10 protein-coding genes and 1 pseudogene are annotated in these 8240 nt (G+C 74.2%); 4 read left to right on the top strand and 7 right to left on the bottom strand.

All coding sequences use genetic code 11. The features are described from left to right. Positions 1–130: 130 nt before the first annotated feature. On the bottom strand, positions 131–304 hold the full coding sequence (locus tag E1165_RS29260; protein WP_165942644.1) for a hypothetical protein: 174 nt from the start codon (positions 302–304) through the stop codon (positions 131–133). A 225-nt stretch (positions 305–529) separates the two neighbouring features. On the opposite strand from E1165_RS29260, the gene E1165_RS26605 reads away from it, so the two are divergent. Further along, positions 530–1186, top strand: a complete 657-nt coding sequence (locus tag E1165_RS26605) for a dienelactone hydrolase family protein (RefSeq protein ID WP_132394470.1) — start codon at positions 530–532, stop codon at positions 1184–1186. A 17-nt stretch (positions 1187–1203) separates the two neighbouring features. Here E1165_RS26605 and E1165_RS26600 read toward each other — a convergent pair whose 3' ends face one another. Beyond that, entirely contained in the window at positions 1204–2346 is a 1143-nt protein-coding gene (locus tag E1165_RS26600) for an AI-2E family transporter (RefSeq protein WP_243705002.1), read from the bottom strand. A gap of 198 nt (positions 2347–2544) precedes the next feature. Here E1165_RS26600 and E1165_RS26595 point away from each other — a divergent pair, with 198 nt between their 5' ends. The 3 genes from E1165_RS26595 to E1165_RS26585 all read left to right on the top strand — a co-directional run bounded on the left by E1165_RS26595 (position 2545) and on the right by E1165_RS26585 (position 4386). Continuing rightward, positions 2545–2727: an antitoxin gene (locus tag E1165_RS26595; protein WP_132394469.1), complete on the top strand. Its 183-nt coding sequence runs from the start codon at positions 2545–2547 to the stop codon at positions 2725–2727. A 185-nt stretch (positions 2728–2912) separates the two neighbouring features. Further along, positions 2913–4121, top strand: a complete 1209-nt coding sequence (locus E1165_RS26590) for a cytochrome P450 (protein ID WP_132394468.1) — start codon at positions 2913–2915, stop codon at positions 4119–4121. A 28-nt stretch (positions 4122–4149) separates the two neighbouring features. After that, positions 4150–4386, top strand: coding sequence for a ferredoxin (locus E1165_RS26585; RefSeq protein ID WP_132394467.1), 237 nt, complete (start codon positions 4150–4152; stop codon positions 4384–4386). Positions 4387–4439: 53 nt separating this feature from the next. On the opposite strand, the gene E1165_RS26580 is transcribed toward E1165_RS26585, so the two are convergent. The 5 genes and pseudogenes from E1165_RS26580 to E1165_RS29255 all read right to left on the bottom strand — a co-directional run. After that, entirely contained in the window at positions 4440–5039 is a 600-nt protein-coding gene (locus E1165_RS26580; protein WP_132394466.1) for a hemerythrin domain-containing protein, read from the bottom strand. A 249-nt stretch (positions 5040–5288) separates the two neighbouring features. Then, the gene (locus E1165_RS26575) at positions 5289–5930 is read right to left on the bottom strand and encodes a C39 family peptidase (RefSeq protein WP_132394465.1); all 642 of its coding nucleotides are present in this window, start codon (positions 5928–5930) and stop codon (positions 5289–5291) included. Between the two features lie 352 nt (positions 5931–6282). Beyond that, the gene (locus E1165_RS26570; protein WP_132394464.1) at positions 6283–7083 is read right to left on the bottom strand and encodes a hypothetical protein; all 801 of its coding nucleotides are present in this window, start codon (positions 7081–7083) and stop codon (positions 6283–6285) included. Positions 7084–7221: 138 nt separating this feature from the next. Continuing rightward, positions 7222–7599, bottom strand: a complete 378-nt coding sequence (locus tag E1165_RS26565; RefSeq protein WP_132394463.1) for a hypothetical protein — start codon at positions 7597–7599, stop codon at positions 7222–7224. Positions 7600–7853: 254 nt separating this feature from the next. Further along, a pseudogene (locus E1165_RS29255) lies at positions 7854–8240 on the bottom strand (hypothetical protein); the annotation flags it as partial.

The raw sequence follows: 8240 nt of genomic DNA, 5'->3' as shown, positions 1-8240 counted from the left end.
ATCCCGGAGCAACCCCCGGGCCGCGCCCCCCTGATGCGTCTTCCCGAGGACGACTGACGTCGGACCTGAGCGGATGATCATGGAGTTGGCGGCGCGGGCGGCGCCCACCTCCTCCACGATCATCCGGTGGTCAGAACTGCCGGCCGTTGGAGGGCCGACCGGCGGCGTCGCGTGGGGCCATCGCCCGGGGGTCGTCGGCCGTGCGGGCCTGCGCCGCCTCGTCCGCCCAGTCCCTGCCGCGCTCGGCGTCCTGTTCGCGTCGTTCCTGCTCGACGTCGCCGGTCTGCTGCTTCCGCTTCGCCATCGGTGGTCCTCGCGATCCGTCGGGGCGCGGCTGCGCCGCTGCTGAGGTCACGGGAGGCCTTCCCGATCGCCCCGGCGACAAACGGGGAACGCCCCAAGGGCAGCCGGTCGCCATGACACCGGTCGCCCAGGTGGGGTGGCAGCGGGTGAGCGCGCCCCCCGGGCGGGTATCCGCGCCGGGTCGCCGCCCACCGGGTGGCGGGGCGCCGACGCGAGGAGGGGCGGCATGGGTACGCGTGGACAGGTGACCGTCCCGGTCGGTACGGCCGGGTTGCCGGCCGACATCGACGGGCCCGACGACGCGACGGGCGTGGTGCTCTTCGCCCACGGCAGCGGCAGTTCCCGGCACAGCCCGCGCAACGTCGCCGTTGCTCGGGTGCTCCAGCGGCGTGGTCTGGTGACCGTGCTGGTGGACCTGCTCACGCCCGAGGAGGACGCCGTCGACGCGGTAACCGCCGAGCTGCGTTTCGACATCGGCATGCTCGCCGACCGGCTCGCCGGGATCGTCGACTGGCTGGGCACCGAGCCGTCGCTGGCGCGGCACCCGGTGGGACTCTTCGGCGCGAGCACCGGAGCGGCGGCGGCCCTGGTGGCGGCGGCGGCCCGTCCCGAGCGGGTGGCGGCGGTGGTGTCCCGCGGTGGCCGCCCGGACCTGGCCGGTCCCGCGCTGTCGGCGGTACGCGCGCCGACCCTGTTGCTGGTCGGCGGCCTCGACGAGCAGGTGATCACCCTGAACGAGCAGGCCGCCGAGCTGCTGGCCGCGCCGCATCGACTGCGGATCGTGCCCGGAGCCACCCACCTCTTCGAGGAACCCGGCACCCTCGAGCAGGTCGCCGACGGGGCGAGCGACTGGTTCGCCACCCACCTGGCGGTCCGGGCCTGACGGTTCGCCCACCCCTCTCAGGCGGGTGGTGGGGGCGGCGCGTCGGCGGTGGCCTCGGCGGCGCGTCGCTCGCGGTCCCGCTGGACGGTGTCGACCACCCGGTAGGCGACCGCCGCGATCGGCACCGATACGAACGCGCCGGCGATCCCGGCGATCAGGGTGCCGGCGGTGACCACCACCAGGATCACCGCCGGGTGCAACCGCACCTGCCGCTTCATGACCAGCGGCTCCAGCAGGTTGCCCTCGATCTGCTGAACGGCGATCACCGCCGCCAGGACCAGTGCCGCGGTGGTGGGGCCGTTCGCGGCGAGCGCGACCAGCACGGCCACCGTCCCGGCGACCGTCGCCCCGACGATCGGCACGAACCCACCGAGGAACGTGATCAAGGCCAGCGGCAGCGCCAGCGGCACCCTGAGCAGCACCAGGGCAAGCCCGATCCCGATCGCGTCGATCGCCGCAATGATCATCGTGCCCCGGGTGTACGCGCCGAGCGTCCGCCAGCCCACCCGGCCCGCCTCGGCGGTCACCTCGCGGTTCGGGCCGGTCATCCGGCACAGCACCCAGTGCCACATCGCGCGGCCGTCCTTGAGCAGGAAGAACAGCAGCACCAGGGCGAGCAGGGTGGAGCCGGCCACCTCGGCGGCCGTACGCGCCCCACCAACCGGATCGAAGCCGCCGCCCACGCCGGAGGTCACCTGCCTCAGCAGCCGGTCGAGCTGCTCCTCGGTGACCGGCAGGGTGGAGGTGACGAAGTCCCGGCTGCGCTGGAGACCCTCGTCCAACTGCTCGGTCAACTCACCGAACTGGGCGGCGGTCCGGTTCCACACCAGCGCGCCGACCCCGACCAGGACGCCGAGCAGCAGCATGATCGACAGCAGCGCGGCCAGCGCCGCCGGCACCCGCAGCCGGCGCAGCCCGCGCAGCACCGGGTCCAGCAACGCGGTCAGGAAGAGCGTCACCGCCAGCGCGACGGCCAACGGCGCCAACAGCACGGCGACCCTGCCCAGCAGGTACAGCCCCGCCACGACGACCACCAGGCAGGCGCTCCACACCACGGCGGCGCGGACCAGCCAGGGCAGTGCCGCCCAGGCATGCCGGGGGCCCGGCCGGGCCCCCGGCGCCGTCACCTCGGGCGTACGCCCGTCACCGTCCTCGACCACGTCGGCCTCCTCGGTCTCGGCGAATCGATACCCGACAGTCGTCGGCGCGACACCCGCCGCGCCGGGTGGGCCTCCACGGCCGGGCCGCGCCGCGCCCGCGAGGCCAGGACCACGTTGGCAGCCACCGGCCCCTCCCGGGTGGCGTTTGTGCCACCCGGCCGGGGGAACGCGGGTGGGCGACGAGACGAGGAGGACGCCGTGAGTGACTTCATGGACAAAGCCAAGGACTTCGCCGACAAACACGACAAGCAGGTCGACCAGGGCCTGGACAAGGCCGGCGACTACGCCGACCGGCGTACCGGCGGCAAGTACGACGAGCAGATCGACAAGGGCGTCGACATGGCGCAGGCGCGTACCGGTGAGGGTGAGCAGGGGCGCTGACCTCGTCCTCGCGCAGCCGGGTCGCCGTCACGGGGCCCGGCCGCGCCGCGTTCCGGCGCGACGGGGTGGCCAGCATCGACCGCTCTCGCTACTATCCGCAGTCGGGGCATGACTCGCCGCCGAGTCGTGCGACAGCGGACCGGTCCGCCGGCGCGGCGGGCCGCCGACGAGAGGGGCCACCCCCGGTGACCGACACTTCCCAGGCCACGATCCCGCAGCGCTACCCGTTCAGCGCTCCGCACCGGCTCGACGTCGACCCCCGGTACGGTCAGCTGCGCCGGGAGGAGCCGCTGACCCGGATCCAGATGCCGTTCGGTGAGCCCGCCTGGCTCGCCACCCGGTACGCCGACGTGCGGACCGTGCTGGCCGACCCCCGGTTCAGCCGGGCCGCCTCGGTGGGCCGGGACCAGCCCCGCAACACGTCCCTCCAACCGGACGAGGGCATCCTCGCGATGGACCCGCCGGAACACACCCGGCTGCGCCGGCTCGTGGCGAAGGCGTTCACCGCCCGGCGGGTGGAGGAGCTGCGTCCGCGTACCCGGGCGATCGCCGAGGAACTCGTCGAGGCGATGCTCGCCGCCGGGCCGCCCGCCGACCTGGTCGCCCACCTGGCCACCCCGCTGCCGATCCAGGTCATCTGCGACCTGCTCGGCGTGCCCGTCACCGACCAGGATCGCTTCCACACCTGGTCGGAGGCGATCGTCTCGACCACCTCCCTCAGCCCGGAGACGATCAGGAACTACGTGGACCAGCTCATGGGCTACATGGCGGAACTGATCGCGCAGCGGCGGGTGACCCCGACCGACGACCTGATCGGTGCCATGGTCCGGGCCCGGGACGAGAACGCCGACCGGCTCACCGAGCAGGAGGTCGTCCAGCTCGCCGCCGGTCTGCTCGCCGCCGGGCACGAGACCACCGTGACCCAGATTCCCAACATGGTGTACGTCCTGCTCACCGAGGAGGGCGGCTGGGACCGGCTGTGCGCCGAGCCGGACCTGGTGCCGAAGGCGGTCGAGGAGCTGATGCGATTCATCCCGCTCGGCGCGACCGCCGCCTTCCCCCGCTACGCCACGGAGGACGTCGAGCTGGGCGGGGTGCTGGTCCGGGCGGGTGAGCCGGTGGTCGTCTCGGTGCACTCGGCCAACCGGGACGAGAGCGTCTTCACCGACCCCGACCGGCTCGACCTGGGCCGCGAGCTCAACCCGCATCTGGGCTTCGGGCACGGCGTGCACCACTGCATCGGGGCCCAGCTCGCCCGGATGGAGCTCCAGGTGGTGTTGGAGACGCTGCTGCGGCGGACCCCGCGGCTACGGCTGGCGGTGCCGGTGTCCGAACTGACCTGGAAGCATGGCCTGCTGGTCCGCGGCCTGACCGCGATGCCGGTGCAGTGGTGACGACGAGCGCGCGGGAAGGGCGGAACCGGTGAGCCGGGCGGAACCGGGCGGCTGGCGGGTGTTCGTCGACCCGACCCGGTGCATCGGCTCGGGAATCTGCTCGGGCGCCGCACCGGCCCACTTCGTCCTGGTGGACGGGCTCTCCCGGCCGGTGGACGAAGAGATCGACCCGGCGGACGCGGTGCTCGACGCCGCCGAGTCCTGCCCGATGGAAGCCATCATCGTGTCCGACGTGGACGGTAGCCGCATCGCGCCCGAGCCGTGAACAGGACGACGGCCACGCCCGCCGCGACAAGGGGCGTGGCCGTTCGTACCGGGTCAGCGCTGCTTCTCGCGCAGCTTGGCCATCGAGGTCGGCCGTCCGCTCAGCGCGTCGCGCATCCGGTCGACCAGACCGGCGCCCGGGGCGAGCAGCTTGTTCGCCGGCGGGTGGTCCGGTGCGGCCGGATGCGGTCGGGTCGGCGCCACCTTCTTCGCCGCCTGCACCTTGCCGGCCAGCTCGACCAGCTCCTCCCGAGCCAACACGGCCCGCAGGCGCGGGAAGAGGTCCGACTCCTCGTCCTGCACGTGATGGCGGATCGTGCGGGTCAGGTGGGCCAGCAGCTCGTCGAAGCGGGCGTCGGAGGGGTCCAACGCCTCCAGCTCCTTCATGGTCCGCTCGGCGTCGGCGTGCTCGGAGATCTCGTGCTCGGCGACCTGGTCGCCGTCCGGCAGCGCCCTGCGCGCGGCCGGGTAGACGTACGCCTCCTCGGCGACGGCGTGACGGACCAGTTCGGCGATGACCACGTCGGCCAGCTGACGGCGGCGCTCGGGAGTGCCCTGCCGGCTCTCCAGCTCGACGAAGATCGCCTCCACCTCCCGGTGGTCGGCCATCAGGATGTCGACGACATCCCGCTGGGTGGTGTCGTGATGGCTCATGCGGGTGCCCCCTACGGATACGGACGGTTCGGCTGTGTCGCCCTCGTACCCTTTGGCGGGCCGATGAATCCCGCCGTGGCTGCTTCGTCACGGAAGGTGAACCGGCATCATCGGCCGACTACCGGGTAACCGCGCGGACCAGCCTGGGCGGACCAGCGTCAGATCGTGGCGGCGGTCGAGCCGCGAGCGGCGGACGCCGAAGGGCCGGCCCCCCGCTCGGGGAGACCGGCCCTCATCGGCACGTCCGGATCAGGAGCTGTAACCGCGGCCCGCGATCCAGTTGGCCAGCTCGGCGACGTCCATCCAGTACTCCGGGTTGTCCGGCGCGGCCGGGTCAGCGATCTTGACGGTGTTGCCGCCGTCCCTGTACTCCACCACCGTCAGGTAGTGGCCGGCATAGCTGTGCGTCGTACCGTCCACGTCGACGGCGCTGCCCAGGATGTTGGCGACGACCGGCCGGTCGGCGTCCACCGCGGCCTTGATGTCGGTCCGCAGCCGATCGACCTGCTCCTCCGAGGCCACGTCGTCGCTGATCTCGGTGGTCCGGTACTTGCCGCCGGTGTACTCGTTGAGCACCCGGGTGATGTCGATGGCCGAGTCGGTACCGGCCTCGGTGGTGCCGAGCTTCTCGGCCAGCTCGTCCTGGCTGACCGTCTTGCCCTCGGCCGACAGGGCGATCCGGGTCGACGCCGGGCCGCAGTAGAAGTAGTTCGGCTGCGCCTGGTACTCGTACCCGGCGCGGTGCGCGCCCCTGCCCTTCTCGGACACGACCGCGGCGGCCGCCTTCTCCGCCGGCGTGGTCTGCGCCGCCAGGGCGGGGCCGGCGATGCCGCCACCCGCCATGACCAGGCCGGCGACGGAGAGCATGCTGTTACGGAAGGTCGAGTTCATGTCGAAGCTCCGTTCGGGGGTGTGCCGTCCGGTCGGGGACCGGACGCAAGCACCGCGGTGGCGCTCGGATCATCAGGGGGATCGGCGGGCACCGGGCCGGGTGACGCCCCGGCCGCCCGGATCCGCAACGACCGGCGGCCCGGGACCATTCCAGCCCGCCGCCTGTCCGTGCTCGGTCGTACGCAGGGTGTAACGGCATCGCGTAAGTCGGGATTCCGCCGGACAGGTGGCGCCGGTCACCCGGCGAAACGGACAACCGGCCCGACACCTCGCGTCGGCCCCGCCGACGGCGGGGTGCGCGCAGGTGCGGGCCGGCCGGATCGATCGATCACGCCGCCGGTGTGCCGGCGGGTCAGTAGACGGCGACGGCGGCCCGACCACGGGCCACGGTCGGGGCGTCCCGGGTCGACTCGGCCGGGCGGACGCGCTCGCGCTCCGGCATCGGCACCACCGACTCGACCTCCTCCGGCTGCCGGTCCCGTGCGGCGTACGCCTCGTCGCGCAGGCTGTGGGCCGAGGCCACGGCCAGTTCGGCCGCCCGCCACGCCTCGCGCTCCCGCTCCAGGGCCGCCCGGTGCCGTTCGGCCAGGTTGTCCCGTGCCGCCCGGCGCAGCAGCAGCTCCTGCTCCACCGGGTGCCGCCGCGGATCCCACCCGTTGCGGTGCGCGAACACGTCGCTCAACTGCTCGACGGAGATCTCCTTACGCCAGTACGCGTCCAGCGCCGCCCGGTGCAGGAACCGCTCGCGGTCGGCGTACTCGGACGGGGTCCGCGTGGTCTGCGGCAGGGGCATCGCCGCGGCGGCCGACAGCCGGCGGACGTCCGCCTCGGCCGCCTCGTACGCCGCCCAGGCCGCCTCGACCTCCTCCTGTGCGGTCAGCCACTCGGTTCGACACCGCGCGGCGGTGGCCCCGGCGCGCTCGGCGGCCACCGCGACCTCCTCGGCGTACCGGGCGCGCTCCCGCTCCTCCTCGGCCAGCTCGACGTGACTGGGCAACGCGGCCTGCCGGATCCGGCCGGCCACGGTGGAGCGCAGCCATCCGGGGCGGGCGACCAGAGCCCCGACGGCGACAGCGACGGCGACGAGCAGCACCAGCCAGATCACGGCGGCGGCCGGGACGTCGGGCAGGACGGAGGAGAAGACGGTCTGCATCACCAGCACCTCACGGCGGGAACGATGTGGACTTCACGAGCGGACACCCGGTGGCGGGCGGGGGGAGGACGCGCCGGCGTACCCGGGGGACGACCGCATGACGGCGGTGGTCGGCATCCGGGCGGACGCCGAAGGCGTTCAGCTCCGGGGCGGGCCGCGCCGGCCGGTGGCGTCACGGGCCGGATCCGTCGTCGCCGCCGGGACCGTACGGGTCGACGACCCCTCGGTGCGGGCGGCGTCACGCCGGGCCGGGAGCGGGCGAGCGGCGGGAACGTCGGCGACCTGCTCGTCGGCCGGTCCGGCGACCCGGGCGTTCGACGCCTCGGCCGCTCGGGTGGACGCCCCGTTCCAGGCCTCGGCGTTCGTGGTCACCGGCGCGGCGGCGGCCGGGCCGGTGAGCGGGGGGAGGGCACCGACGCCGACGGCGAGCACCAGGGCGGCCACCGCCAGCCGGGTGAGGTCGCGCAGCGCGCGTAGCGTCGCCCCGATCGGGTGGGCGGTCGCTACGGTCGGCACCGTTTCAACCTAGCGCCACTTCGATGCCGCCGCAGCGGGAGAGAACGCCGAGCCGGGTGACCCGGGCCACGATGTGCGGTGTGGACGGGACTCTTCCGGCAACCGGAGCCGCAGCCCAGACCGCCGCTCCGGCGGCGGAACCCGCCGTGCGGCTGTCGCCCGGCCGGTCGACAGGGAAAGCTGTGCCCGGCCGGTCGACAGGGAAAGGCGGCGGCCCGCCCCGAGTGGATCAGGACGGGCCGCCGTCGTCGGCACTACCGGTCGCCGCCGAGCACCGGCGGAGCGGTGCTGCCGCCGTCACCCCACACCATCTCGTCCTCGGTGAGCCAGGTCATCCGCTCGTCGGTCGCGTCCTCACCCTGCTGATCCCGGCCGCCGATGACGCCGCCGCGGCCGGCCCCACCCGGCGTGGCCGCCCGGTGCGCCGGACCGCCCGCCGGCCGACCGGAGCCGTTGCCGGCCGTGCCCAACTGCCCGGAGGCCAGCCGGCCGGTGCCCGCGGCGGAACGGTTCTCCAAACCGGTCGGAACACCACCACGACCGGCCGTCACGGACCCCGCCCGGCCACCCGAGGAAGCCAGCGCGCCGGTGCCGAGCACCCCGCCGGCCGCGATCCCCGCGGTCAGGCCCGGCCCCACGCC

It is taken from the genome of Micromonospora sp. KC723, from assembly GCF_004348595.1.
In the GTDB taxonomy this organism is placed as follows: Bacteria; Actinomycetota; Actinomycetes; order Mycobacteriales; family Micromonosporaceae; genus Micromonospora.
The sequence above is the reverse complement of the archived record's forward strand: the minus strand, read 5'-3'. Positions and strand labels throughout refer to the sequence as shown.

Excerpts from the sequence above, each read along its gene's own strand:
- E1165_RS29260 (WP_165942644.1), bottom strand. The coding sequence starts at position 304 with ATGGCGAAGCGGAAGCAGCAGACCGGCGACGTCGAGCAGGAACGACGC.
- E1165_RS26605 (WP_132394470.1), top strand. The coding sequence starts at position 530 with ATGGGTACGCGTGGACAGGTGACCGTCCCGGTCGGTACGGCCGGGTTG.
- E1165_RS26580 (WP_132394466.1), bottom strand. The coding sequence starts at position 5,039 with ATGAGCCATCACGACACCACCCAGCGGGATGTCGTCGACATCCTGATG.
- E1165_RS26575 (WP_132394465.1), bottom strand. The coding sequence starts at position 5,930 with ATGAACTCGACCTTCCGTAACAGCATGCTCTCCGTCGCCGGCCTGGTC.
- E1165_RS26570 (WP_132394464.1), bottom strand. The coding sequence starts at position 7,083 with ATGCAGACCGTCTTCTCCTCCGTCCTGCCCGACGTCCCGGCCGCCGCC.